This window comes from Novosphingobium sp. SG754 (assembly GCF_013149315.1).
In the GTDB taxonomy this organism is placed as follows: Bacteria; Pseudomonadota; Alphaproteobacteria; order Sphingomonadales; family Sphingomonadaceae; genus Novosphingobium; species Novosphingobium capsulatum.
The window spans coordinates 634,869-659,733 of the sequence record NZ_JABGCC010000001.1 but is presented as its reverse complement, the minus strand read 5'-3'; the positions used below and the strand labels follow the sequence as shown (position 1 = coordinate 659,733).

20 protein-coding genes are annotated in these 24,865 nt (G+C 66.7%); 10 read left to right on the top strand and 10 right to left on the bottom strand.

Annotation, left to right across the window (positions count from 1 at the left end):
• Positions 1 to 109: 109 nt before the first annotated feature.
• Both FHW97_RS03020 and FHW97_RS03015 read right to left on the bottom strand, forming a co-directional pair.
• Positions 110 to 955, bottom strand: coding sequence for a class III extradiol dioxygenase family protein (locus tag FHW97_RS03020; protein WP_022674798.1), 846 nt, complete (start codon positions 953 to 955; stop codon positions 110 to 112).
• Positions 952 to 1,452, bottom strand: coding sequence for a protocatechuate 4,5-dioxygenase subunit alpha (locus FHW97_RS03015; RefSeq protein WP_253941530.1), 501 nt, complete (start codon positions 1,450 to 1,452; stop codon positions 952 to 954). The genes FHW97_RS03020 and FHW97_RS03015 overlap by 4 nt, the downstream gene beginning before the upstream one ends.
• A gap of 113 nt (positions 1,453 to 1,565) precedes the next feature.
• On the opposite strand from FHW97_RS03015, the gene FHW97_RS03010 reads away from it, so the two are divergent.
• From FHW97_RS03010 to FHW97_RS02990, 5 genes are all read left to right on the top strand, one after another.
• The gene (locus tag FHW97_RS03010; protein WP_022674796.1) at positions 1,566 to 1,940 is read left to right on the top strand and encodes a hypothetical protein; all 375 of its coding nucleotides are present in this window, start codon (positions 1,566 to 1,568) and stop codon (positions 1,938 to 1,940) included.
• Positions 1,941 to 2,335: 395 nt separating this feature from the next.
• Complete coding sequence (locus tag FHW97_RS03005) at positions 2,336 to 3,319, top strand: sensor histidine kinase (RefSeq protein WP_171797938.1); 984 nt, start codon at positions 2,336 to 2,338, stop codon at positions 3,317 to 3,319.
• Positions 3,320 to 3,441: 122 nt separating this feature from the next.
• The gene (locus FHW97_RS03000) at positions 3,442 to 5,184 is read left to right on the top strand and encodes a type I secretion system permease/ATPase (RefSeq protein ID WP_171797937.1); all 1,743 of its coding nucleotides are present in this window, start codon (positions 3,442 to 3,444) and stop codon (positions 5,182 to 5,184) included.
• Entirely contained in the window at positions 5,181 to 6,533 is a 1,353-nt protein-coding gene (locus tag FHW97_RS02995; RefSeq protein ID WP_171797936.1) for an HlyD family type I secretion periplasmic adaptor subunit, read from the top strand. Before FHW97_RS03000 ends, FHW97_RS02995 begins: the two co-directional genes overlap by 4 nt.
• 128 nt (positions 6,534 to 6,661) lie before the next feature.
• On the top strand, positions 6,662 to 8,188 hold the full coding sequence (locus FHW97_RS02990) for a TolC family protein (RefSeq protein WP_171797935.1): 1,527 nt from the start codon (positions 6,662 to 6,664) through the stop codon (positions 8,186 to 8,188).
• Positions 8,189 to 8,216: 28 nt separating this feature from the next.
• On the opposite strand, the gene FHW97_RS02985 is transcribed toward FHW97_RS02990, so the two are convergent.
• The 3 genes from FHW97_RS02985 to FHW97_RS02975 form a co-directional block, all read right to left on the bottom strand.
• Positions 8,217 to 9,746 (bottom strand): methyl-accepting chemotaxis protein, encoded by a 1,530-nt coding sequence (locus tag FHW97_RS02985; protein ID WP_171797934.1) that lies wholly within the window; start codon positions 9,744 to 9,746, stop codon positions 8,217 to 8,219.
• A 118-nt stretch (positions 9,747 to 9,864) separates the two neighbouring features.
• Entirely contained in the window at positions 9,865 to 10,584 is a 720-nt protein-coding gene (locus tag FHW97_RS02980) for a response regulator (protein WP_171797933.1), read from the bottom strand.
• Entirely contained in the window at positions 10,581 to 12,125 is a 1,545-nt protein-coding gene (locus tag FHW97_RS02975) for a DUF4118 domain-containing protein (RefSeq protein ID WP_171797932.1), read from the bottom strand. The genes FHW97_RS02980 and FHW97_RS02975 overlap by 4 nt, the downstream gene beginning before the upstream one ends.
• Before the next feature lie 149 nt (positions 12,126 to 12,274).
• Here FHW97_RS02975 and FHW97_RS02970 point away from each other — a divergent pair, with 149 nt between their 5' ends.
• On the top strand, positions 12,275 to 14,239 hold the full coding sequence (locus FHW97_RS02970) for a potassium transporter Kup (RefSeq protein WP_022678605.1): 1,965 nt from the start codon (positions 12,275 to 12,277) through the stop codon (positions 14,237 to 14,239).
• Between the two features lie 59 nt (positions 14,240 to 14,298).
• Here the strand turns inward: FHW97_RS02970 and FHW97_RS02965 are convergent, their stop codons facing one another.
• The 3 genes from FHW97_RS02965 to modA are packed head-to-tail and all read right to left on the bottom strand — an operon-like array spanning position 14,299 to position 16,418.
• Entirely contained in the window at positions 14,299 to 14,937 is a 639-nt protein-coding gene (locus FHW97_RS02965) for an ATP-binding cassette domain-containing protein (protein ID WP_171797931.1), read from the bottom strand.
• On the bottom strand, positions 14,927 to 15,619 hold the full coding sequence (gene modB / locus FHW97_RS02960; protein WP_107716006.1) for a molybdate ABC transporter permease subunit: 693 nt from the start codon (positions 15,617 to 15,619) through the stop codon (positions 14,927 to 14,929). The genes FHW97_RS02965 and modB overlap by 11 nt, the downstream gene beginning before the upstream one ends.
• A 10-nt stretch (positions 15,620 to 15,629) precedes the next feature.
• Positions 15,630 to 16,418: a molybdate ABC transporter substrate-binding protein gene (gene modA, locus FHW97_RS02955; protein WP_171797930.1), complete on the bottom strand. Its 789-nt coding sequence runs from the start codon at positions 16,416 to 16,418 to the stop codon at positions 15,630 to 15,632.
• Positions 16,419 to 16,582: 164 nt separating this feature from the next.
• Between modA and FHW97_RS02950 the strand changes: the two genes are divergently transcribed.
• From FHW97_RS02950 to FHW97_RS02940, 3 genes are all read left to right on the top strand, one after another.
• The gene (locus FHW97_RS02950; RefSeq protein WP_171794015.1) at positions 16,583 to 17,320 is read left to right on the top strand and encodes a thioredoxin domain-containing protein; all 738 of its coding nucleotides are present in this window, start codon (positions 16,583 to 16,585) and stop codon (positions 17,318 to 17,320) included.
• A gap of 68 nt (positions 17,321 to 17,388) precedes the next feature.
• Positions 17,389 to 17,844 carry an Lrp/AsnC family transcriptional regulator gene (locus tag FHW97_RS02945; protein ID WP_022678610.1) on the top strand — a complete coding sequence of 152 codons (456 nt, stop codon included), beginning with the start codon at positions 17,389 to 17,391 and terminating at the stop codon, positions 17,842 to 17,844.
• A gap of 33 nt (positions 17,845 to 17,877) precedes the next feature.
• On the top strand, positions 17,878 to 18,960 hold the full coding sequence (locus FHW97_RS02940) for a serine hydrolase (protein WP_171797929.1): 1,083 nt from the start codon (positions 17,878 to 17,880) through the stop codon (positions 18,958 to 18,960).
• Here FHW97_RS02940 and FHW97_RS02935 read toward each other — a convergent pair whose 3' ends face one another.
• Together FHW97_RS02935 and FHW97_RS02930 are read right to left on the bottom strand one after the other, a co-directional pair.
• Positions 18,961 to 20,427 carry an MFS transporter gene (locus tag FHW97_RS02935; RefSeq protein WP_171797928.1) on the bottom strand — a complete coding sequence of 489 codons (1,467 nt, stop codon included), beginning with the start codon at positions 20,425 to 20,427 and terminating at the stop codon, positions 18,961 to 18,963. It abuts the gene before it with no gap.
• A 110-nt stretch (positions 20,428 to 20,537) separates the two neighbouring features.
• Positions 20,538 to 21,572, bottom strand: a complete 1,035-nt coding sequence (locus FHW97_RS02930; protein ID WP_022678614.1) for a LacI family DNA-binding transcriptional regulator — start codon at positions 21,570 to 21,572, stop codon at positions 20,538 to 20,540.
• Positions 21,573 to 21,955: 383 nt separating this feature from the next.
• Between FHW97_RS02930 and FHW97_RS02925 the strand changes: the two genes are divergently transcribed.
• On the top strand, positions 21,956 to 24,787 hold the full coding sequence (locus FHW97_RS02925; protein WP_107715843.1) for a TonB-dependent receptor: 2,832 nt from the start codon (positions 21,956 to 21,958) through the stop codon (positions 24,785 to 24,787).
• The last annotated feature ends 78 nt before the right edge of the window (positions 24,788 to 24,865 follow it).

Sequence of the window (24,865 nt, the reverse complement as noted above, 5' to 3'; positions counted from 1 at the left end):
TAGACCACCGCGAGGGCTGTCAAAGAGAACCGGCGCGCCCTCCCCCCCAGGAAGACGCGCCGGCCTATCGGCCCGTATGCCACGGGCACGGGCCAAACCTGCCAAGCTGTCAGGTCGGGGTCAACACCAGCGTTGCTGCGGCCGTATTGCTGATCGGGATGTGATAATTCCGCGTCACTTCGGCATGCGGCCCCTGGCCCAGCGCGCCACGTGCGGCGATCCAGTTGACGATCTCCACCCCTTGCGTGCCGGCGATCGCGGCAACCTCTTCCGTCGAATGGCGCAACAGCGCCTCGGGATCGTTGGCCAGGTGATCGAGGCAGAAGCGGTCATAGTCGGCATTGATGAACCCGGCGCGCGCGCCATCCAGCTGATGCGACAAGCCGCCCGATCCGATCACCACCACGCGTGTATCATCCTGCCAGGATTGCAACGCGCGGTGCACGGCACGGCCCAGATCATAGCAGCGCTGCGGCGAGGGTAGCGGGTATTGCACGGTGTTTATCGCAATCGGCACGATCTTCACCGGCCAGGCCGCCACGTCGGGATAGGCGAGCTCGAACGGGATCGACAGGGCGTGGTCGACCTTCATCTTCTGGCACATCGTGATATCGAACCCGCTGCCGACCAGTTCCTCGATAATGTGCCAGGAAAGCCCGGGATCGCCTTGGAAAGTCTTGTAAACCGGCAGGCCCCAGCCTTCATCCTCGTTGGGATAGGCCGCCGCCGCGCCCACCGCGAACGTGGGCATGGCATCGAGGAAGAAGTTGAGCCCATGATCGTTGTAGAACACAATGGCCACGTCCGGGCGCGCCTGCGCCAGCCACGTTCGCACCGGTGGATAGCCATCGAAGAACGGCTTCCAATAGGGCTCTGCCTGGGCGCCGCGCGCAATCGCGCCGCCGATGCCGGGAACGTGGCTGCTGAAATAACCACCGATGATCTGCGCGCTCATGCCGCCACTCCCACGTCATTGCTGGCCGGGGCGCAGCCCGCGGCCTCGCCCTGGTCGAGCAGGTATTGCTTGAATTCGGCCACGCTCATGCCGGTTTGCAAGGCGCCGAGATCTTGCACGTTGAGGCCAAAAATGCCCGCCAGCTTGGCCAGGTAATAGACATTGCCACCTGCCTCGATCATCGCCAGCACATCGCGCCGCGCCACCGCATCGCGCTGTTCGAGCGTAAGGTTATAGCGCCGGCAGTACGCGTCTTCGTCGGCCAGGAATGCGGCGCGATTGGCCGTGTCGTTGAATGAAAAGCACATGGCATTGAGTTCGAAACCGCGGCTGGCGAGTTCACCATCGAACAGCAGCGTGCCGGCGATCCCGCGCCGCAGTGCCATACTTTCAGGGTTGGTCATCGCTGCATCCTCCATGCCCATCCGCCCTGGTCCGGTGACGGATCGGGCCACCTGTGCAAGATAGCCCAGCCGCGCGCCGCCTCCTTGACGCATGTCAAAAGCGGCAAAAGCGAGGGATAAGTGGTGCAGGAGCCATCGATAGGGATGGTTACGCAAGGGGCTGACCGGGCTTTTCAAGCCTTGCCAAACCCCGTCTAGGCAGGGTCATGGCCCTGACCAATGCCGAACGGCAACGCCGCTATCGCCAGAAACTCAAAGCCCGCGCATCGGGAGAGGCGGCAGGCGATCTGGTGCGCGCGATGGTGGACCGGGCGGTTGCCGTCCTATGGCGCGTGCGCGCCGCCGCCGCCCCCGAAGACGCCTTGATCGTTCCGGCCGGGTCGCCAGCAGATCTGCCCACCACCCCGCCCTCGCTGGACGCATTCCGCGCCACGCTAGCGCGGCATCCCGCCAGCCTGCTCGCACTGTGCCGCACCACGCTGCAACGCAGCCAGGCGCTTGGCCTGGAAGAGCGCGCCTTGCTCTGCAGCCTGCTGGAGATCGAGGCCGCATTAAGGCTGTCCCGCCCCCGCCAGCCCTAGGCCGTAAACTCATAAATGGCACGCCCGAGGCGCCAAAATGGCGAACATATCGGGCCAAAGTGACCGCCGCGAAGGCTGGTGGCCTTTGCAAGGGCACTTTGGGCTGAGATGGAAGCCATTTTGGCGTCCCTTCGGGATTTGACCCAAAGGCCCCCTAGCAGCATCGAAAGCACTTGAAATATGTAGGATATTCCTGCGCGCTTTCTCCTCGCGACGGGGCCTTTGGCCTCAAACCTCGGGCGTGCGATTTATGAGTTTACGGCCTAGTTATTTGGGCCAATTGGCCCGGCGCAAACGGAAAAAGGGCTGCGGTTCGCCGGCAATGGCGTTAACACTGTTTTACAAAGATCCGCCGCAGGGATTCGCCCGGCGCGGCCAGGGTCAAAGGGGCGCAGATGAAAGTTCTGACCGGGGTTTCCGGCATGATGCGCGCCGCGCTGATCCGGCAGCGCAGCGCACTGCAACAGGCGATCCTGTGCGCCCTTCTGGTGTTCGTGCCGTCGCTCCTGCGCCTGGTGATAGAGCCGCAACCTGCGGTGATGCCGTTCCTCGCGTTCTGGCCCACGGTGCTGATCGCCGCGCTGCTGCTGGAACAGGGTTTTGCCATGCTGGCCGTGTTCGGCTCGTTTGCCGTGGCGCAGTGGCTGTTTGCCGGATCGATCATGGGCATCGCCTGGCACGGTCGGCCGCTCGTGTCGCTGCTGGTGGGCGCCGCCTGCGTGGTCCTGGTCATGGGCATGGCGATCGTGGCGCGCACCACTGTGCGCGAGCTTGATGCCCTCACGCGCCAGCAGGACACCTTCAACCGCGAATTGCGCCACCGCAGCCGCAACCTGCTGTCGATCATCCAGGCCCTGTCGGCGCGCGGGCCACGTGCCGAAAACCCGCTCGATTTCTTCCGCGAGTTTTCCCATCGTCTGGACAGCCTGGCCAAAGCCAGCGACCTGCTGCGCATCGGCACCGAAGCCGAAGGGCATCTTCCCGAACTGATCGAGCGCACTATCGGCCCCTTCGGCCAGGGATCGCGCATCCGCCTGAGCGGCACTCCCTGCACAGTGCCCGAGCCAAGCTGCATTCCGCTGATCATGGCGGTGCACGAGCTGTGCACCAATGCGATCAAGCACGGCGCGCTGTCCGATCCCGCCGGCTGGGTCGATCTGCGCTGGTTTCTGGCACCCGATGGTGACCGGCTCTACCTGCTGTGGAAGGAATCGGGTGGGCCGCTGGTCAGCCCACCGGCCCACCAGGGCACGGGATCGCACCTGCTGCGCGCGCAGCCGGGGCTCGAAGCGGTCGATCTCATGTTCGATCCGCGCGGGGTCTGGTGCGAGATGCTGATCGTTGGCGCCCGCGCCTGCACGGCGGCAGAAGCCGCCTGAAACGCCACGTAACGGGCCTGATCACAGCGTTATAGTTCCGAGCCGGAAGCATCTGCCGAAATGGCCTGATGCCGCGCTGCTATACCTGCAAGGCAACAAGGGCCTTGTGGGGGTGTTACAACGTGGATCGGCAAATGCTGCGCCTGTTCCTGCGCAGATATCGCGGAAATCTTGGATTGGTCGCCGTGGCCAGCCTGCTGTTGAACGTCCTGGTCTTTGCCGGGTCGGGCTACATGATGCTGGTTTACGATTCGGTTCTGCCCAGCCGAAGCATTCCCACCCTGGTGGGGCTGTTTGTCATGCTGGTGCTGATCTACGTATTTCAAGCGGTTTTCGAGGCAATTCGGGCAGAGGCGCTGCTGGGCGTTGCCAATGGCGTGCACGATGATCTGTTCGGTGCTGTCCACTATGCCACGGTCGCCCGCCCGCTGCGCGCGGGGCCGGACAAGGGCGATGGCCTGCAGTTTGCCCGCGACCTGGACGCGGTGCACACATTTCTGGCTGGCGCCGGCCCGGTTGCGCTGATCGACCTGCCCTGGGTGGTGATGTTCCTGGTGGTGCTGGCCGCACTGCACTGGTGGCTGGGCCTGACCGCGCTGGCCGGGGTCATGGTGATGGCAGTGTTGGCGCTGCTGTCCAACCGCCGCACGCAAACCGCCTCGCGCGAGTTGGCGATGATCACCGGACAGCGCAGCGCCGCCACGCTTTCCGAAATCCGCTTCGCCGAATCCGCCTTTGCCATGGGCATGCAGGATCGCCTGGTGTCGCGCACCTCTGGCTGGGAAAGCCAGTTCATTACCGCGCAATCGGCACTGGCGCGCACCGTCTCGCGCCTGGGTGGCGCCAGCCGCACGTTCCGCATGCTGCTGCAATCGATCATCCTGACCGTGGGCGCGCTGCTGGTGATCGATGACAAGGCCAGCGGCGGCGTGATCCTGGCATCCTCGGTGCTCTCGGGCCGCGCCCTGGCACCGGTCGATTCCGCGATTGCCAACTGGAAAGGGCTCGTCGCCGCACGCAGCGGTTGGGGCCGGATCGTCCAGGCGATCACCACGTTCCGCCGCCCGCCCGAACGGCAGGTGACACTCGATCGCCCGCGCGGAGAACTTGCCCTGCGCGATCTGTGGGTGGCACCACCGGGCACGCAGCGCTTCACCGTCCAGGGCGTGTCGCTGTCGCTGCAACCTGGCCAGGCCCTGGCCGTGATCGGCCCGAGCGCCGCGGGCAAGACGACGCTGGTGCGTGGCATCCTGGGCATCTGGAAACCGCAGCGTGGTGAGGTGCGGCTGGATGGCGCCACGCCCGACCAATGGGATGCCGAAGCGCTGGGCAGTGCCTTTGGCTATGTGCCGCAAACGGTCGATCTGATCGATGGCACGGTGGGCCAGAACATCGCCCGGTTCGATCCGGCCGCAACGTCCGACGGGGTGATGGCCGCGGCGCGCGCCGCCAGCCTGCACGAGGCGATCCTGGCGCTTCCCGATGGCTATGACACCCAGGTTTCCGCCGGGGGCAGCGAGCTTTCCGCCGGGCAGCGCCAGCGGGTGGGCCTGGCCCGCGCGCTTTATGGCAACCCGCATCTGCTGATCCTGGACGAGGCCAACTCCAACCTTGATGCCGTGGGTGATGCCGCGCTCAACCGCGCGGTGATGGACATGCGCCAGCGGGGTGGCATCGTCATCATGATCACCCATCGCCCGGCCACGCTCGGCCCGATCAGCCATGTCGCGGTGATGCAGAATGGCCGCCTTGTCGATTTCGGCGAACGTGATGCGGTGATGCAGCGCACTCTGCAGGCAAACGACAGCACCGCCACGGCCAGTGCCCCGGCGCCGGGCCGACTGGCGCAGGAGGCCGCACGATGAACGCCCCGCTCTCTCCCGAGGCCATGCGGCAATTGCTGCCGGCACTGTGGATCGACCAGCCCAGCGCGCCGCGCCCCCTTGCCCCACGCCTGCTGGTGCGGCTGGTGTTTGCACTCGCCGGACTAATGGCCCTGCTGTTCGCCCTGGCTGCGATCGTGCCTATCGGTGGCGCGGTGATCGGCGGTGGCCAGGTGGGCGTGGAAAGCAGGGTCAAGCGCATTGCCCATCCCACCGGGGGCGTGATCACCACGATCGCGGTGATCAATGGCCAGCATGTGCGCCAGGGTGAACTGCTGATGCGGCTGGATGACCGCGTGACCGGCGCTGATGCCACCTATTCCAACCTCACCGTGGAACAGCTGCTGGCGCAGAAAGCCCGGCTTGAGGCAGAGCGGCTGGGCCTGGGCCAGGTGGTCTTCCCGGCCGATCTTTTGCGAGCGGGCAACCCCAGCGCGGGCAAGGCCATGGCCGACGAACAGCACCTGTTCGCCATGCGCCAGACCGAAGAAGGCCAGTTGCGTGCCCAGCTCGCCGCGCGCGTGGCGCAATACAACCAGCAGATCACCGGGCTTCAAGCCCAGATCGATGCCCTGCGCCAGCAACGCCACCTGATCGAGCCCGAACGCCAGGGGGTGCGCGATCTGTGGGACAAGCAGCTGGTCACGATCAACCGCCTGAACCAGCTGGAACGCACGGCCGTGGATATCGACGGGCAAGTGGCACAGTTACAGGCGCAGATCGCCCAGACCCGCGCCCGCATTAACGAGGCGCAAGAGCAATCGATCCAGACGGTGCAGACCCGGCGCGTCCAAGCCGGCACCGATCTGGCCCAGGTCAATACCGCGCTCAACCAGCAGCAGTTGCGCAAGGTCAGCGCGTCCGACCAGAAGGACCGCAGCGAGATCCGCGCGCCCTATTCCGGCACGATCGAAAAGATCGCCTTTGCCGCGATCGGCGATGTCGTGCGGCCGGCCGAACCGATCATGGAAATCGTACCCGATCACGATGTCATGGTCGTCGAAGCTTCGGTCAGCCCCACCGACATCGACCAGGTGCGCGTGGGCCAGGCGGCACGAGTGCGGTTTTCCGCGTTCAACCGCGCCGCGACCCCGGAAATTCCCGGCCGGGTGATCTATGTCGCCACCGATCGGACAGACAACCAGGAAACGCGTCAGGCCTATTACACCGTGCGCATTGCGGTGGACCAGGCGGCCGTGGCGCGTGAGGGGCTGGCGCTGCGCAGCGGGATGCCCGCCGAAACCTATATCGAGACCGGCAACCGGTCGCTGCTGTCCTATGTCACCAAGCCGCTGCGTGACCAGTTCATGCGCGCTTTCCGCGACAATTGAGGGGGATTTTCGCCATGCGCCCTGCCCTGCGCCATCTGCGCCCCGTCTGCGTGCGCCGGTCACGCCTGCGCCTAAACCTGCACCTAAACCTGCACAGGGCCTGCGCCACGGCCGCGCTGGCCCTGCTTATGCCCACCGCTCGGGCGCAGGAGGCAGTCGATATCGATCGCAGCGCCGGCCTGCCGCCCGAAACCCCGGCAGACATCGCCGAAGGCGCGCTGTCAGGCCGGCCGGTTTCCACGCTGACCGATGCCCTGCGCTATGCCTATTGGACATCGCCGGCCCTGCTGGCCCAGCGCAGCAGCACGCAGAGCAGCGCCTGGGGCGTGGCACAGGCACGCGCCGCCTATGGCCCCAAGCTGGACTATGCCCTGACCTATGGCTGGACGCGCGACCGGTTCGAAATTGCCAAGGGCGTGTTTCTGGGCCGAAGCGGCTGGACATCTACCGCCACGGCCGTGTTGACCCAACCCTTGTTCAGCTTTGGCCGGTCGTTTGCCAACGAACGCGGCGCACGCGCCCAGGCCGCCTATCAGCAGGCCGTGATGCAATCGGCTGAACAGCAGGCCCTGCTCGATGCGGCCGATGCCTTTGTCGGCCTGCGCCGCACCCGCACGGCCGTGGCCATCGCTGCAGACAACCTGGCCGCGCTGACCCGCGAATTGACCGACAATCGCGCGCGCCTCGCCGCGCACGAGGTGACGGCCACCGATATCCAGCAGGTGGAAACCAGGGTGGAACTGGGCCGCGTGCAATTGCTTGCCGCGCAGCGCGACGCCGGCACGGCCGAGGCTGCATTCCTGCGCATGATCGGCACCCGGCCGGGCGATCTTGCGCCGCCACCGCCGCTGCAATTGCCGGTGGCCGATCTGGAAGAAGCCTATGCCTATGCCGAAACGCATAACCCGCTGATCCATGCCGCGCAGGAGCGCGAGCGCGCCTCGCGTGCCAGCGTGGAAGCGGCCAGAGCGGAGCGCCGCCCGCGCGTCGATTTCCAGGGGACGGCAGCCCTGCTGCCCTACTCGGCCGGCTTTTCCAACTATTCCGATACCTTGCGCCAGACCGAGATCAAGGGCGTGGTCACGCTGTCTGGCCCTCTGTTTGACAGTGGCGAGCGCGCCGCGCGCGTGCACGCCGCGCAAGCGGCCAATGATGCCGATTGGCGCCTGATGGACGCCACCTTGCGCGAAAATCGCGCGGCCCTTGCCGGCGCATGGAACGATTGGCAGGCCCAGACCGCCGCGATCGACACTCTCGCCAAGGCGGTGGCCTCTGCGCAAAACGCCTATGATGGCGCCGTGCTGCAAGAGCGGGCGGGCATGTTCACCACGCTCGACGTGCTGCAACTGGCACGCGAACTGCTTCAGGCGCGCAGCGCCTACAACGATGGGGTGGCCGGCGCCTATCTTGCCAAGGTGCAGGTACTGGCCGCGCTAGGCGCACTCGATGCCGCCTGGCTCCTGCCCGATGGCCCGCGTCGCGATGCGCAGGGCGATGCCTGGCGCGTGGCCGGCAAGGCCGATGTGCCGCTCGTAACCGACGCCGTGCGCGCGCTTGACGGCCTGGTGGAAGGCAGCGCACCTCCCCGCTCTGCGCGCGATCCGGCGATGCGCACGCTGACGCCGGCGGCAGAGCTGTCGCGTGGCGTAGACTGAAGGATGCCGCTGCTGGCGTTGAAGCCGCTCAAAATTCGGACCAGTCATCCTCCGCCACAGCCGCATTGCCGGAACTGCGCGGAGCAGCCGATGGCCGCGGTCGGGGCGCGGGCGCGGGGACTGGCGCAGGCGGCGCGGATGGCACTGATGCAACGGCCGCCACGGCCGGCGCCAGCCGGGGTTTTTCCGCTGCCGCCGATTGCACCGACGCCGGTCGCAATGGAGCGATCGGACGCGGCGCGGGCGTGGCGCGCGCCGTGGCCTGGTTGCCGGCAAAGCGGAACTTGGCCAGTTCGCGTGCCATCACGTTGGCCTGGTCGGCCAGATTGCGGGCCGTGGCCGTGGCCTCCTCGGCCATGGCGGCGTTCTGCTGGGTGATCGAATCGACATCGCGGACGGTGGCATTGATCTGACCCAGGGTTGTCGCCTGGTTGCTCGACGTGCCGTTGATCCGCTGCATCACATCGTTGATTTCGCCGACGCTGGCCGCAATCCGCTCCAGCGCGTCACCCGTGGCGGTGACGAGCGCGACGCCATTGGAAACCTGTTCGGTGGAACTGCCTATGCGGGCGCGGATATCGCGCGCGGCATCGCCCGCCCGCTGCGCCAAGGCGCGCACCTCGCTGGCGACGACGGCAAAGCCCTTGCCGGCATCGCCTGCGCGCGCGGCCTCTACCCCAGCGTTGAGCGCCAGCAGGTTGGTCTGGAACGCAATCGCATCGATCACGCCCACGATCTCGGCAATTTCCTGGGACGATTTCTCGATCGTCGCCATCGCCTCGATCGCGCGTCCCACCACCTCGCCCGATTGGCGGGCCTCATCCAGCGTCGTTTGCACCATGGTGCTGGCGTTGCCCGCCTCTTGCACCGATTTCTGCACGCTTTCGTTGATCTGGCGCAGCGCGGCGGCAGCCTCTTCCACGGCGGCGGCCTGCTGTTCGGTACGGGTGGAAAGATCTTCAGAGCCGGCGAGTATCTCGGCCGAGCCATTGGCCACCTGTTCGGCAATCCCGCCGACCGAGCGCATGGCCCCGGCCATGGCATCGACCGCCGAATTGAACGCGGTGCGCAGGCATTCGTAATCGTGGCGGAACGCGCGAGTCAGCCGGCAATCGAGATCGCCACCGGCCAGCCGCTCCAGCCCCTCACGCAGGGCATCGACCACGGCAGAAGTTTCGGCCTGGCTTTGCACCTGGATCATCAGGGCATCGCCCCCGTCGATCACCATGGGCGTCAATGTCACCAGCATGCGCAACGGCTGGCCCTTGCCGTCGAGGTTGAGCCACTCGAAGCGGGCAAAGCCGTTGCGCTGCGCCTCGGCAATCCGTTCCACCACGTGCTCGCCCGTGGGGCGGCCATCCATCTGGCAGGGCGCGGCCAGCATGTCGGGCGAGGCGCCGATGATGTCATGCCGGGGGCGCTGATAGACGCGCTCCGCCGCAGCGTTGCACAGGGTAAACCGGCCATTCTGCATCAGCAGGAAGCCATCGGCCGCCTGCTCGAACACCGCCTGCGCGAAACGGGTTTCGAGTGGAACGACAACGCGCCTTTTGAACATGCAATCTTTCCCCGGTCCTGGTGGCGGAATTGACCGGGACAGGCGCTATCATCGGCGTGCTCAAATGGCGTTTAAGCCGGGGCCACGTAAACCTGCGTGGGGGTGGCGCAGGTTCGGGTTAGCCGCGCGCCAGATCGAGGCGATATCCGATGCCTGGTTCGTTGCGCAGCGCGGAGTGGCCGGGCGGGCGATCGCTTTCCAATTTGCGCCGGATGCCGCGCGCCGCCACGCGCAGATATTCCACGTCAGTCTCGTGCCCCGGCCCCCAGATCGTGCGCAGCAATTGCGCATGCGTCACCACGCGGCCGGCATTGCCCGCCAGTTCGGCCAGGAACGCATATTCCTTGGGGGCAAGGTGCACCTCGGCGCCAGCCTTGCGCACCTGCCGCGCGGCGAGGTCGATCTCCACATCGGCAAAGCGCAGCAGTGCCTGACCGCCGGGCGCACCCGCCAGCCGCGCGCGATGGCGCAGCGCGGTGCGCACGCGCGCCAGGATTTCTTCGGGATCGAACGGCTTGGTGACATAATCGCTGGCGCCCAGATCGAGCGCGGCAACCTTTTCCGCGGTGGCATCGCGCGCGGACAGCACCACCACGGCAAGGCCCGCCGCCACCAGTTGCGGCAGGATTTCCAGGCCATCGCGATCGGGCAGCCCGAGATCGAGCAGAGCCAGATCGGGCGCCTGCGCGGCGCGCTGGGCCAGGGCCTGGGTCGCCGTGGCTGCCTCGCTCACGCCATAGCCGGCCTGGGCCAGGGTGTGGCGCAAGAGCGCGCGGATCGCCGGATCATCATCGACGATGAGCACGCCGGGGCCAGCCGGTTCTGCCGTGCCGCTCATGCCGGAACGGCCACAGGCCGCACCAGCGCGGGCGGCACATGCAGGGCGAAGCGCGCACCGCCGCCAGCGCGGTTGGCGGCCGTCACGGCAAGGCCCATCGCCTCGGCAAAGCCCTTGACGATGGCAAGCCCCAGCCCCGTGCCGCCTTGCCGGTCTGATCCTTCAAGCCGCGTGAACATGCCGAAAATGCGCTCCTCTTCGCCCGGCGGCAGGCCAGGCCCACGATCGCAGACCGCCAGTTCCACCCCGCCCTGCGGATCGGCCAGCGCCTCTATCCGAATGCCGCCCTTGCCGCCATGGCGCACGGCATTGTCGATCAGATTGATCAGGCAATGGTGCAGCAGGCGTGGATCGGCCAAGACCAGCGGCAGGTCTTCGGGCACGGCTAGTTCCAGCGGGCCGACCAGGCCACCGGGCGCGAGATGATCGAGTGCCGCGTCACAGGCCTCGGCCAGGTCAACCGGCTCGGGATCGCGCTGCAAGGCGCCGATTTCCAGGCGCACCATCTCGATCAGGTTGGCGACGAAGCGATCCAGCCGCTCGGCCTCGCCACGGGCGCTGGCCAGGGCGGCCGCCTGCTCTGGCGTCAGTGGGCGCAGCGCGCGCAGCGTGCCGAGCACGGTGGTGAGCGGGGTGCGCAGATCATGCCCAATCGACGACAGCAGAGCACTGCGCAGCCGCTCGCGCTCTTGTACGCGGCCCAGGGCCAGCTTTTCCTCTTCCAGGGCAATCCGCGCCAGGGCAAGACCGGCCTGGGCCAAGAGGCTTTCCAGAAGCGGAGTCTGCCCGCCGTGCAGCGGCAACTCGCCATCGGGATTGCCTACCCCGACCACGGCCAGCGGGCCCTGGCTGCCCGGCACCGGCAGGAACAACCACTCCGACGCGGTGGGCACTTGCCCGCCCGGCCCGGCCGAGCGCCCGCTATCAAGGCACCATTGCGCGGCGGCCGCCTCGAGCAGGTCGAGGCGATCGTGCGCGGGATGCGCGGCCACCAGTGTGGCAATGCCCTGGGCATCGGCTGCCGCCACCAGCACGCGCAGGCCAAACTGGCGGGCCACTTCCTCGGCCAGCAAGGCCCACAGCGCGTCGCGTCGCGTCACCCCCATCAAGCGCCCGGCAAACCCGGCCAACAACGCGTCGCGCCCGGCCTGCGCCTGCGCCAGCGAGGCCTGGTGGCGCAGGCGCGCGGCCATGTGGCTGCCCACCAACGCTACACCCAGCAGGATGACCAGCGTGATGAGGTGCGAGGGATCGGCCACCGCCAGCGTGAAACGCGGCGGAATAAAGAAATAGTTATAACACAGCGACGAAAGCAGCCCCGCCGCGAGCCCCGGCCGCAGACCGAGGCGGATCGCGGCAAACATGACCGGCACCAGATAGAGCAGGCCGATATCAGCCACATCCCCCCGCGCCAGCAGCGTCATGCCAACCAGGCTGGCCAGCCCAATCAGCGCCGCGGTGGCCAGCAGGCCGGCAACCAGCCCACCATCCCCCTCAGCGCCGGGCGCAGGTGCGATACGATGGGCAAGGGCCAGTGTCATGCCACCGGGATGCCGCAGCAGGGCCCCCTCTGTCGAGAGCCAAGGCTGTCGCACCGTGTCATGCCGGCGCGACGAGATGGGCGGGCGGTCGCGTAAAGAATGCATAAATTTCGTCGCATCGGGATATTGCCGGGCGTAGCGGCGCCGGCATGACCGCCATGTCCTATCCGGGCGCGCCCGAATCCACGCCTGCCGCTGCCGCTGCTGACGCTTCCCCCGCCCCTGACACCGCCGGAGTCGATCATCATGAGGGCCACGAGGCGCAGGGCCTTGTGCCACTCGCCGTGGGCGCGATCGGCGTGGTGTTTGGCGATATCGGCACCTCGCCGCTCTATTCGCTGAAGGAAAGCTTCATCGGCCACCACCGTTTGGCGGTGGATGCCGATCATATCTTCGGCGTGCTCTCGCTGATGTTCTGGACAATGACGCTGATCGTCACGGTCAAGTACGTCTTCGTGATCCTGCGGGCCGACAACAAGGGCGAAGGCGGCAGCCTGGCGCTGCTCGCGCTGATCGGGCGCCAGCTCAAGCCGGGGCGATGGACCGCTTTCACCGTGGTGCTGGGCATTGTGGCGACGGCGCTGTTCTATGGCGACGCGATCATCACGCCGGCGGTGTCGGTGCTGTCGGCAGTCGAAGGGCTGACCGTGGTGCACCCGGCCTTTGCCGAGGTGGTGCTGCCGATCTCGATCGCGATCCTCATCGGCCTGTTTGCCATCCAGTCGCGCGGGACGGCGGCGGTGGGCAAGCTGTTTGGCCCGGTGATGCTGGTCTATTTCCTGGTCATCGCGCTGCTCGGCCTGAACGGCATTGCCCGCGCGCCGGAAATCTTGCTGGCAGCCAATCCCTGGTACGCCGTCAAGTTCTTCACGCTCGATCCGCTGCTGGCATTCCTGGCGCTGGGCTCTGTCGTGCTGGCCGTGACCGGGGCAGAGGCGCTCTATGCCGATATGGGCCATTTCGGCCGCCGCGCGATCATGGTGGCGTGGCTGTGGGTGGCGTTTCCGTGCCTGCTCATCAACTATGCCGGGCAATCGGCGCTGTTGCTGCGCAACCCGGCCCTGGTGGAAAATCCGTTCTTCCTGATGGCGCCGGATTGGGCGCGCCTGCCGCTGGTCATCCTGGCGACGCTGGCCACGGTGATCGCCAGCCAGGCGGTGATCTCGGGCGCGTTTTCGGTTTCGCAGCAGGCGGTGCAGCTGGGCTTCCTGCCACGCATCCGCATCCTGCATACGAGCGCCAGCGCGGCCGGCCAGGTCTATGTGCCGTTCGTCAACTGGGTCTTGCTGGTCATGGTCATCCTGCTGGTGCTGGCGTTCCGCACGTCGAGCAACCTGGCTTCGGCTTATGGCATCGCGGTGACCGGGACGATGTTCATTACCGCCTGCATGCTGGGCGTGCTGACCTTTGCCGTGTGGAAATGGCATCCACTGGTGGCCGGGATCGTTACCGGCACGTTCCTGGTGATCGATGGCGCCTATTTCGCATCGAACGCCACCAAGATCCCCGATGGCGGCTGGTTCCCGCTGATGGTCGCGGCAATCACGTTCACCGCGCTCACCACCTGGGCCACCGGCCGGCGCATCGTGCGCGAACGCCTCGCCGAAGATGCCATGCCGTTCGAGCTGTTCCTGGGTTCGGTGTGCGAACGCGTGCGCCGGGTCAAGGGCACGGCGGTGTTCATGGCCTCTACCGTTGAAGGCATTCCGCCGGCGCTGCTGCACAATCTCAAGCACAACCACATCCTGCACGAACGCGTCGTGGTTCTGACCGTGATGACCGCCGGGGTGCCGCACGTGCCCGATCACAAGCGGCGCGAGGTGGAAGACATGGGCCATGGCTTCTACCGCATGATCATCCGCACCGGCTTCATGGACGAGGCCGACATTCCCGCCGAACTCGCCGCCGAAACGCGCGCGGCCGGTCCATTCAAGCCGATGGAAACCAGCTATTTCCTGGCGCGGCAGACGCTGATCGCGTCCAAGCGGCCGGGCATGGCGATCTGGCGGGAAAAGCTGTTTGCCTGGATGGTGCGCAATTCGGAAAGCCCGATGCAGTTCTTCCGCCTGCCCACCAACCGCGTGATCGAACTGGGCAGCCAGCTGGAAATCTAGCCTTTTGATTTTCCGCATTTTCCGAGTCGGCAGGTGATTCCACCTGCCTTGAAAATGCTCTAGATTTCCACCACCGCATCGGCGAGCCGGGCCACCTCGTCCTGCTGGTGCGACACCAGCAGGACCGGCAGGGCAAAGGCATCGCGGATGCGGGCGATCAGCGCGATCACGCCCTCGCGCCGCGCCGGATCGAGCGCGGTCAGCGGCTCGTCCATCAAGAGAAAGCGCGGGCCCGATAGCAGCGCACGGCCGATCGCCACGCGCTGCGCCTCGCCGCCCGAAAGCGTGTGCGGCCGGCGCGCCAGCAAGGGCGTGATATCTAGAAAACCGGCCACTTCGTCCAGCGCCAGGGTGCGCCGTTCGGGCGCGGCCTGGCGCCAGCCGAACAGCAGGTTGTCCGCCACGCTCAGGTGCGGAAACAGGCGCAGGTCCTGAAACACATAGCCGGCCGCGCGCCGTTCGGGCGGCAGGTCTATCCCCCGCGCCGCGTCGAAAAGCACTGTGCGGCCCACCGCGATATGGCCCGAAAGCGGGCGCAGCAGGCCGGCGACGGCATCGAGCGTGCTGGTCTTGCCCTGCCCCGATGGCCCGACCAGCGCAGTGATGCCGCCGCCACCTGCCACCCGCACGGGAAATTCCCGCTGCCCCCGCGCCAGCACCACATCGATGTCAAAGGATGGGGCCGGGTCAAAGGACATGCGCGCCCTTTCCGCCCTGCCGACGGGCGAGCAGTTCTGAAGCGACCAGTGCCAGGACCGACAGCAGCACTGCCACGCCGGCCAGGCGCCAGACCGTGGCATCGCTGCCGGGCACCTGCAACGCGGCATAGATCGCCAGCGGCAGCGTCTGGGTTTCGCCGGGGATGTTGGACACAAAGGTGATGGTCGCGCCGAATTCGCCCAGCGAGCGGGCAAAGCCCAACACCGCGCCGGCCACTATGCCCGGCGCGCACAGCGGCAGCGTCACGCGCCAGAACGTGGCCCATGGCCCGGCGCCGAGTGTGCGCGCGGCCTGTTCCAGGCGGGGATCGACCGCCTCGAGCGACAGGCGGATCGCCCGCACCATCAGCGGCAGCGCCATGATCGCGGCAGCCAGCGCCGCGCCGGTCCAGCGGAACAGCAGCGTCACGCCAAACAGGCGCCACAGCCAAGCACCCATCGGGCCGGCCGGGGCGAACGCCACCAGCAGCATCCAGCCGATGACCACCGGCGGCAGCACCAGGGGCAGATGCACCAGCGCATCAAGCAGCACACGCCCGCGAAACCGCCCGCGTGCCAGCGCCCAGGCCAGCGCGAACGCCAGCGGCAGCACGCCCAGGATCGCCACCCCGCTCACCTTGGCCGACAGTGCGACCACGCCCCATTCCTGCGCCGAAAGCAGCACGCGCGGCTCAGTGCGTCACAAAGCCGAAGCGGCGGAAGATCGCCTTGCCTTCGGCCGAGAGCAGGAAGCGGCGGAACCCTTCGGCGTCGGGATGGGTGGACGCGGTCAGCCGCGCCACTGGATAAGTGATCGGCGCGTGGCTGCCGGCCGGGAACACGCCGACCACTTTCACCCCCGGTTCCGCCCGCGCATCGGTGGCATAGACCACGCCCAGCGGCGCGGCGCCATGGGCCACCAGCGCCATGGCCGCCCGCACATTTTCCGCGCGCGCCACCTGGCCCTGCACCTGGTTCCACACGCCCAACCGCTCCAGCGCGGCCTTGCCATAGCGGCCAGCCGGCACGGCAGCAGGATCGCCCATCGCCAGTTTGCCACCGGCCAGCGCCTGCATCAGCGCAAAGCCGGGCGCCGGATAAAGCCGCAGCGGGCTGCCGGCCGGCGCCACGATAACCAGGGCATTGGTCACCAGCCGGGCGCGCGTGCGCGGGGCGACAAGACCGGCACGGGCGACATCATCCATCCAGTCTTCATCGGCCGACACGAACAGGTCTGCCGGGGCGTGCGCCTCGATCTGGCGGGCCAGGGCCGAAGAGGCCGCGAACGAAAGCACCGGGCGCGCATGGCCCAGCGCTGCCCAGCGGTCGGCCGCCGCATTCATCGATTCCTGCAGGCTGGCCGCTGCCAGCACCAGCGGCCCGCGGCCACCGGAATTTTCCGCGGCCGGCGCTGCAGCCGGCAGGAAGGCGGCCGCAACAAGGCAACACAGGGCAAGAAGACGAAGCACAAGGCGGGCCATGGCAACTCCGCAGCCCGCAGGCTGTATTTGGCGGGATATATTCAGCTGCCCTACAGCCAGCCGCCGCGAAATGCAAAGCGTGCACTGCCCGCACGGCAAGGCTTGCCGCCCGCACCGGATTGCGCAACAGCACGGCCAAAGTTTGCAAAGGACAAGGAACAGGAATGCGCGCACAGTTCTGGGCGATCGCCCTGGCGGCAACGATCACGGCCTCTGCCCCCCTGCTGGCCGCGCCGGCCATGGCGCAGGCCGCCGTGCAGACACCCGATATTCCCGCGCCGTGGCGCACCGTGCCCGATGTGGGCGCGCTGCTGGCGCAGGACCGCTTGGCCGGGCCGGCGCAGGCGCCGATCAGCGTGGTGGTCTGGTCCGATCCGGAATGCCCCTATTGCAAGCAGTTTGCCGGCGTGCCCGATGCCGCGATCGAACGCGCCAAGGGCAAGGCCAACCTGGCGATCCGCATGCTGCCCCTGCCCTTCCACGGCGCACCGGCGGTGCTGGGCAGCATGGCCGCGCTGTGCGTGGCCGACCAGGGCGGCGCGGCCGCATTCTATCGCTTTCTCAACGATTACTTTGCCCGCACCGGCGGCAATGGCCGCGGCCTGGAAGGTGGGCGCCCGGCCGTGGTTGCCCTGGCCAAGCAGGATGGCGCGGCCGATGGCGCCAAACTTGATGCCTGCCTGCGCAGCGATGAAACCTTGGGCCGCGTCGCCGCCGAAGGCGATGCGGCCGAACGCGCCACTGTGCAGGGCACGCCGGCCGTGGCCGTGCGCAACAACCTGACGGGCGAGACGATCATGGTCGATGGCGCGATCGATGGTGAAACGCTCGACCAGGCGATCACCCTGATGGCATCGCGCAGCAAGCGGCACGGTGCGCCGCCAGCGGATTATTCGCGTTGATCCGAAACGAGCCAAGGCTTCCCGCGAATCTGGCTTTATCCGCGAAGATTTTGCGCTAGACGGCGTTGATGGACCGCATAGATCGCAAGCTGCTGGCCGCGTTGCAGGCAGATTCGCAAAGTTCGCTGGCACAACTGGCCGATCGGGTGGGGCTTTCCAGCTCTGCCTGCCACCGCCGCATGCGCGCGCTGGAAGAGAGCGGTGCGATCACCGGCTATGGCGCGCGGGTCGATGCCGGCAAGATCGGCCTCAATCTGCATGCCCTGATCGACATCACGCTGGAAAGCCAGAGCCGCGAAGCGATGGAGCGGTTCGAACGGGCCACGCTCGATTCCACCGAAATCCTCGAATGCTATCTGATCTCGGGCGTGGCGGATTACCGCCTGCGCATCGCCGCGCATGACATGGCCGATTACGATCGCCTGCACCGCGATTGCCTGGCCCGCCTGCCCGGCGTCAGCACCATGCACACCAGCTTTGTCATCCGCCCGATCAAGGCGTGGAACGGCTATGCCCTGGGGTAACCGCGCGCGGTTCGGTCCGGCCTTGGCGGCGCAATGATCGTGACGCGGCGCGGGGTGATCGGGCTTTTGGCTGGACTTGCCTGGTCAAGCCGCGCCCTGGCCGCTGCGCCTGCTTTTCCCCGCAGCACGGATGCCGCCGCGCGCCTGCGCCGCCGGCTGGATGTGCCGGCCCTGGCAGCGGGCTGGCGGGAAACGCTGGCTGACAGTGGAGAGGCCTGCGCCGGGCGTCGCATGCTGGGCAACGATGTGCCGGTGGCGCCTGGCGACAGCTGGCACTGGGGGTCCATCACCAAGCCGGTTACGGCCACGCTGATCGCACTGGCGGTGGAAGCGGGCGAGCTGGCCTGGGACGAGCAACTCGTGGCGCGGCTGGGCCTGGCCGATGCCGCCGCAGCGCCGTGGCGCGGAGTTACTCTGCTGCACCTGCTGTCGCACACCAGCGGCTTTGCCCGGCTTGACGTTGATACCGAGATGGACGCCTTTCCGGCCGAGGAAGCCGATCCCCGCGCCAGCCGACTGGCCTTGACCCGCATGACCCTGGCCCGCACGCCACAGGCACCGCCGGGCGCGCGGTTCATCTATTCCAACCGCAACTACGTGGCTGCCGCCGCCATGCTGGAGGCAGCGTGCGGCGCGCCGTGGGAAGTGCTGTTGCAAGAGCGCCTGCTCGGGCCACTTGGCATGGCTGGCGCCGGCTTTGGCGCGCCCGGCACGCCCGGGCTGCTCGACCAGCCGGTGGGCCATGCCTGGTGGCCAGGAGAACATGGCGTACCCCATCCGCCGGGCGTGCCACCGACGGACAATCCCGCCGTGGCCGGGCCCGCTGCACGGCTGCATGCGCCAATGGCGGCCATGCTGGCCTTTCTCGATGCGCACCGCACCCGCGCCGTCATGCTGCGCAGTGAAACCTGGCAGCGCCTGCACACCCCGCCGTTTGGCGGCAGCTATGCGCTGGGCTGGGTCGTGCGGGCAGACGGCAGCCTGTGGCACGATGGCAGCAACAACCTGTGGACCGCCCAGGTGCTCGTGCGGCCCGAGGGCGTCAGGGCGCTGGCGACCAACTGGGGGGATCACCAGCGCCTGGCGGCCCCGCTCGAGGCCGCGCTGCGCGCCTGATCAGTCCTGTTCTTCCACGCGGGCCATGGCGATCACCGCACCGGCCATGACAACCGCTGCCACCAGCATCGTCCACTTGGGCTGATCGGGGAAAAAGCTGCGCATCACCCCGCCCATGGCCGTGGCCACAATCAGCTGCGGGATCACGATGAACAGATTGAACAGGCCGATATAGATGCCAAATTTGCGCGGCGGCAAAACCCGCGTGAGGATCACGTAAGGCATGCCCAGGATCGATGCCCAGGCCACGCCGACCAGCGCCATCGGCAGCAGCAACAGATGGGCATCGCGGATCACCAGCAGCAACAGGAAAGCCACGGCGCCTGCGCCCAGGCCCACCATATGCGTGCGCACGTTGCCGATCCGCCGCGCCAATACTGGCAAGGCAAACGCCGCCAGCGCGGCCACGCCGTTGTAGAACGCAAACATCACGCCCACCCAGTCGGCCCCGGCATTATAGGCCGCGCCGCTGGTATCGGTGGCGTGGAACACCTCGCGCGTGACGACCGGCGTGGTGTAGATCCACAGGATGAATAGCGCCACCCAGGTAAAGAACTGAGCCAGGGCCAGTTGCCGCATGGCGCGCGGCATCTGCGCCAGATCGCTGATCACCTGGGCCAGCGTGCCGGTGCTGGCCCGCGCCCGCACAACCACCTGCAACAGCCCGAACGCCACCAGGCCACCACCCAGCACCAGCAGTTGCTTGTCCAGCCCCAGTGCCAGGACCACGCCCAGCAACACCGCGCCGCCCAGCATCCACAAGGGTCCGCGCGCCGGATAGACCAGCGGCTCGTGCCCGGCTGCCGCTTCCGGCTCGTCGGCAAAGGCGGCCATTTCCGCAGGGCTGTATTCACGCACGCGCAGCGCCGTCCAGGCCACGGCCGCCACCATCGCGAACGCGCCCAGGTAGAAGCTGTAGCGCACCGAGGGCGGGATCACGCCTTCGGGCGCGGTATTGGCAATGCCCAGGGCGTTGAAGGCCGCCGGGGCCAGGCTGCCCAGCACCGCGCCTGCACCGATGAACCAGGTTTGCAGGGCAAACCCCTGCGCGCGCTGGTTCGGCGGGGTCATGTCTCCCACAAAGGCGCGGAATGGCTCCATCGCCACGTTGAGCGAGGCATCGAGCAGCCAGAGGAACAGCGCCGCCGCGATCAGCAGCGGGGTATTGGGCAGGCCCAGCAGCGCCAGCGCCGCCAGCACCGCCCCGGCCACGAAATAGGGCCGGCGCCGGCCAAAACGGCCCCAGGTGCGATCGGACCAATGCCCGATCAGCGGCTGCACCACCAGGCCGGTTACCGGCCCGGCGATCCACAGGAACGCCAGGTCGTCCACCTTGCTGCCCAGCGCCTGGAAAATGCGGCTGACATTGGCATTCTGCAGCGCAAAGGCCAGCTGGATGCCGAAAAAGCCAAAGCTCGTATTCCACAGCCCCCAGAACGTCTGCGCGGGCTTTTGCGGCGTGTTCATGGCGTCCTCTCTCTATTTTCTAGACAGGCGCGATGCGCCAGAGTTGGCGGCGGGGCGAGATGCATACGAATGTTATGCGTTGATGGCTTTGCTCAAGGCTTCCACCAACCCTATCCCCCCGTGCTCGCCCGCACCACCAGACGGGTGGGCAGGATCGCGGGCGGCGGAATGCGTTCTTCGATCTGGGCCAGCACCGATTCCACCAGCGCCTCGCCCGCCAGGCGGATATCCTGCACCACGGTGGTGAGCGGCGGATTGGCAAAGCCGGCGGCGGGAATGTCGTCAAAGCCGACCAGCGCAACGTCGCCGGGCACCGCTAGCCCGGCATCGGCCAGCACGCGCTGCGCGCCGATCGCGATCAGGTCGCTAGCGGCAAAGATCGCATCAAACGGCACCCCGCGCGAGAGCAGCACGCGTGCCGCGCCATGGCCGGATTCCTCGGAACTGATGGCATCGACCACCAATTCCGGGTCTTGCGACAGCCCGGCAGCAGCCAGCGCACGCAGCAGGCCGGCGTGGCGCTGCTCGAATTCGGGATAATGGCTGTCTGCCTGGCCCAGGAAGGCAATGCGCCGCCGGCCGCGCGCAATCAGATGCTCGCCCGCCAGGCGCCCCGCGCCGAAATTGTCCGATCCCACCGTGGCACCGATCGTGCCCTGATCGACCGACCCCCAGCGCACGAAATGCGTGCCCGCCTTGACCAGCTGGCGCAGGCGGCTTTCATACAGGGTGTAGTCGCCATAGCCGAGCAGGATCAGCCCATCGGCCCTGTGGCTTTCCTGATAGCGGCGGTGCCAGTCATCCTCCAGCTTCTGGAACGATACCAGCAGATCCAGTCCCTTGGCCGCGCAATGCCGCGTGATCGATCCCAGCATCGACAGGAAGAACGGATTGATATTGGATTCATCGGGCGTCGGGTCTTCGAAGAACAGCAGCGCCAGCGTGTTGGAGCGCTGCGTGCGCAGGGAGGATGCGTTCTTGTCGACCGTGTAGTTCAACTGCCGGGCGATCGCCTCGATCTTTTCGCGCGTGGCCTTGCTGACGGACTTGCTGCCACGCAGGGCACGGCTGACCGTGGGCTGCGACACCCCGGCAAGATAGGCAATTTCAAAGCTGGTGGGCTTGTTGGATGGCTTGCGCCCCATGGCCGACTCTCCCTTCAGCCGAGATTCGCGACTGCATTATCGCTACCATTCTTATGCATAAGAACAAAATTATGCAACGATCCCGGATAAAATGCCTATCCAAATGCATGATGCATCGATCTATACGCATGTAATACAATGGATTTTTTCGCATTCGCGAAGACATACACAATGCATGGTATACGTATGCCATATTCGCTCGCGGCCCGCTTCGGCGTAATTTGAAACCAAGCGAGATCCGGTGGAACCAGGTGTCACATCCCCGCATGACGGGATGACGCACCTGGCGGGTGTCGCGCATTCAGCCGATCGCCGCCTTGGCGATGGGCACGCCAACAAGGTTCGTAGCCGGCTGCAGGCCGGCTGGGGGAGTGGAAGGTATCATGGCACATCACGCAGTTTCTGCGGGCGGCTTGCGCTGCTCGCTGGTCGCGCTGGCGACCGTTCTGGCCGGCAGCAGCCCGGCCCTCGCCCAGGAAACCCCGGCACCGCAGGCTCCTCAGGCCGCTGCCGATGCCACGCCCGAACAGGGCGCCATCGTGGTTTCGGGCATTCGCGCCTCGCTCAATGCCTCGGCCTCGATCAAGCGCAACTCCATCGCCATCGTCGAAGCGGTTTCGGCCGAAGACATCGGCAAGCTGCCCGACGTGTCGATCGCGGACTCGCTGGCCCGCCTGCCCGGCGTGACCGCACAACGCCTCGAAGGGCGCGACCAGCGCCTGTCGATCCGCGGCCTTGGCCCGGATTTCTCGACCACGCTGCTCAACGGCCGCGAACAGGTCACCGTGGGGGACAACCGCGGCGTCGAATACGACCAGTATCCCTCGGAATTCTTCAAGAACGTGGTGGTTCACAAGGCCGCCGATCCCTCGCTGATCGCGGCGGGCATTTCCGGCACGGTCGACCTGCGCATGCTGCGCCCGCTGGCCCAGGCCAACCGCGTCATCGCGGTCCAGCTGCGCGGCCAGATGAACGGCATGCAGAAGCTCAACCCGGACGGGAAGCGCTACGGCTATCGCGCCTCGGCCACCTATGTCGACAAGTTTGCCGATGACACCTTTGGCATCGCCATCGGCGTTTCGGCCACCTCGGCCCCCTCGCAGGATGAACGCTACAACGCCTGGGGCTTCCCCACCCTGGCCGATGGCAAGACCCTGATGCTGGGCGGTGCCAAGCCCTATGTGCAGTCCAACATGCTGGACCGCTATGGCGCCGTTGCCACGCTGGAATACCAGCCGAACGACAACTGGCATTCGACGCTCGACGTGCTCTATTCGCACTTCAAGGAAACGCAGCACCTGCGCGGCATCGAATTCCCGATCTTCCCCGATTGGTCGGGCCTGGGCGGTGGTGACACCACGGTGATCCAGCCGGGCTACAAGGTGAACAACGGCTTCGTCACCGACGCGACGATCAGCAACGTCAAGGCCGTGATGCGCAACGATTACAACCAGCGCAAGGCAGACAACCTGTCGATCGGCTGGAACAACGTGATCGGCCTGGGCGACACGATGCACCTGACGGTGGACGCCAGCTACAGCCACGCCAAGCGCACCGACTTCCTGCTCGAAAACTATTCGGGCACCGGGTACATCAACGCCGGCGCGCGCGACACGCTGCACATCTCGCAGAACGGCAACGGCACGTTCGATATCGTGCCCACGCTCGATTATGGCAACGCCGCCAACTTCGGCATCACCGATCCGCGCGGCTGGGGCTATAACGGCACCACGGCCGTGGTCCAGGCCGGCTTCCTCAACAAGCCCAGCTTCAAGGACGATCTCGCCTCGCTGCGCGCCAGCCTTGATGGCGAATTTGCCCAAGGTGGCCTGCTCAAGGGCTGGGAAGTTGGCGCCAACTACAGCTATCGCAAGAAGACCTCGGCGTTCACGTCGTACTTCCTGTGCCCCAAGGGCGGCGGCACCGGCTGCACCCCGGGCAGCGGCACCACCACCTTTGCCCCGATCCCGCAGGCCGCGATCATCGGCACGGTTCCGCTCGCCTACCTCGGCGTGCCGCGCATGCTCGCGCTCGATCCGATGTACCTGTACAACAACGCGTACAATTCGGTTTACGACAACCGTCCGGTCTCGCTGGTGCGCGACAACTCGGTGACCGAAAAGGTCTGGACCGGCTATGCCATGATCAAGCTGGATGGTGACGTGGGCGGCAAGCGCCTGTCGGGCACCGTCGGCGTCCAGGGTATCTACACCGACCAGAGCAGCAACGGTTCGCTGTCGAACTTCGATGCCACCACCGGCAACGTGATCGTCACGCCTGCCCACGGCGGCGCCAAGTACTGGAACGTGCTGCCCAGCGCCAACTTTGCGCTGGAACTCGCTCCGGCCACCTACCTGAAGCTCGCCGGCTCGCTCACCATGGTGCGTCCGCGCCTGGATCAGGAGCGCGTGAACCAGGAATTCTCGATCAACCCGACGAACATCGGGTCGACCGATCCGACCCGTCCGTTCTTCAGTTCGAACGGCGGCAACGCCCTGCTGCGTCCCTACAAGTCGGCCAACCTCGATCTTTCGGCCGAGCATTACTTTGCCAAGGGCGGCTATGTCTCGGCAGCGCTCTACTACAAGCGCCTGACCGACTTCGTCGATCCCAACAACTCGTATGCCTATGACTTCAAGTCGGTGGTTGCGAGCCTGCCGGCCAGCATCCGTGACCAGATCGCCACCACGGTGGGTCCGGTCACCGCGCCCGGCAACACCGGCAAGGGCAACGTCAAGGGCGCCGAAGCCACCGTATCGCTGCCCTTCGCCTTGTTCACCCCGGCCCTCGACGGGTTCGGCGTGTTCGGCTCGGTCAGCTACACCGACAGCCGCATCGTCTTTGCCAACAATCCCAACGACCCGATCACCCTGCCCGGCCTGTCGGATTGGGTGGCCAACGGTTCGGTCTATTATGAAAAGGCCGGTTTCCAGGCACGCGCCAACTACCGCTTCCGCTCCAGCTTCCTGGCTGAAGTGGCCGGTCTGTCGGCCAACCCGACCTATCGCACCGCCAAGTCGGAAGGCATTCTCGACGCGCAGATCGGGTATGAATTCCAGCCCGGTTCTTCGCTGGCAGGTCTCGCGGTCATGTTCCAGGCCAAGAACCTCACCGATCGTCCGTTCATCACCTACCAGAACAACGATCCGCGCCAGGTGATCGACTACCAGCGCTATGGTCGCGATTTCTACCTGACGGTCAGCTACAAGCTGTAAGTTCCCTCAGGCGGCGGGCGGTCCAGGCTGGACCGCCCGCCGCCGCCATGACACGATTGCATTGGATTGCAGGGCGTT

What these genes read in the sequence shown, in the direction of transcription:
- FHW97_RS02995 (WP_171797936.1), top strand. Translation starts at nt 5,181, where the DNA reads ATGAACGCCCCGCTCTCTCCCGAGGCCATGCGGCAATTGCTGCCGGCA.
- FHW97_RS02965 (WP_171797931.1), bottom strand. Translation starts at nt 14,937, where the DNA reads ATGTCCTTTGACCCGGCCCCATCCTTTGACATCGATGTGGTGCTGGCG.
- FHW97_RS02945 (WP_022678610.1), top strand. Translation starts at nt 17,389, where the DNA reads ATGGACCGCATAGATCGCAAGCTGCTGGCCGCGTTGCAGGCAGATTCG.
- FHW97_RS03015 (WP_253941530.1), bottom strand. Translation starts at nt 1,452, where the DNA reads ATGCGTCAAGGAGGCGGCGCGCGGCTGGGCTATCTTGCACAGGTGGCC.
- FHW97_RS02940 (WP_171797929.1), top strand. Translation starts at nt 17,878, where the DNA reads ATGATCGTGACGCGGCGCGGGGTGATCGGGCTTTTGGCTGGACTTGCC.
- FHW97_RS02935 (WP_171797928.1), bottom strand. Translation starts at nt 20,427, where the DNA reads ATGAACACGCCGCAAAAGCCCGCGCAGACGTTCTGGGGGCTGTGGAAT.
- FHW97_RS03010 (WP_022674796.1), top strand. Translation starts at nt 1,566, where the DNA reads ATGGCCCTGACCAATGCCGAACGGCAACGCCGCTATCGCCAGAAACTC.
- FHW97_RS02985 (WP_171797934.1), bottom strand. Translation starts at nt 9,746, where the DNA reads ATGTTCAAAAGGCGCGTTGTCGTTCCACTCGAAACCCGTTTCGCGCAG.
- modA (WP_171797930.1), bottom strand. Translation starts at nt 16,418, where the DNA reads ATGGCCCGCCTTGTGCTTCGTCTTCTTGCCCTGTGTTGCCTTGTTGCG.
- FHW97_RS03020 (WP_022674798.1), bottom strand. Translation starts at nt 955, where the DNA reads ATGAGCGCGCAGATCATCGGTGGTTATTTCAGCAGCCACGTTCCCGGC.
- FHW97_RS02990 (WP_171797935.1), top strand. Translation starts at nt 6,662, where the DNA reads ATGCCCACCGCTCGGGCGCAGGAGGCAGTCGATATCGATCGCAGCGCC.
- FHW97_RS02980 (WP_171797933.1), bottom strand. Translation starts at nt 10,584, where the DNA reads ATGAGCGGCACGGCAGAACCGGCTGGCCCCGGCGTGCTCATCGTCGAT.
- FHW97_RS02970 (WP_022678605.1), top strand. Translation starts at nt 12,275, where the DNA reads ATGACCGCCATGTCCTATCCGGGCGCGCCCGAATCCACGCCTGCCGCT.
- FHW97_RS02975 (WP_171797932.1), bottom strand. Translation starts at nt 12,125, where the DNA reads ATGACACTGGCCCTTGCCCATCGTATCGCACCTGCGCCCGGCGCTGAG.
- FHW97_RS02930 (WP_022678614.1), bottom strand. Translation starts at nt 21,572, where the DNA reads ATGGGGCGCAAGCCATCCAACAAGCCCACCAGCTTTGAAATTGCCTAT.
- FHW97_RS02925 (WP_107715843.1), top strand. Translation starts at nt 21,956, where the DNA reads ATGGCACATCACGCAGTTTCTGCGGGCGGCTTGCGCTGCTCGCTGGTC.
- FHW97_RS03005 (WP_171797938.1), top strand. Translation starts at nt 2,336, where the DNA reads ATGAAAGTTCTGACCGGGGTTTCCGGCATGATGCGCGCCGCGCTGATC.
- FHW97_RS02950 (WP_171794015.1), top strand. Translation starts at nt 16,583, where the DNA reads ATGCGCGCACAGTTCTGGGCGATCGCCCTGGCGGCAACGATCACGGCC.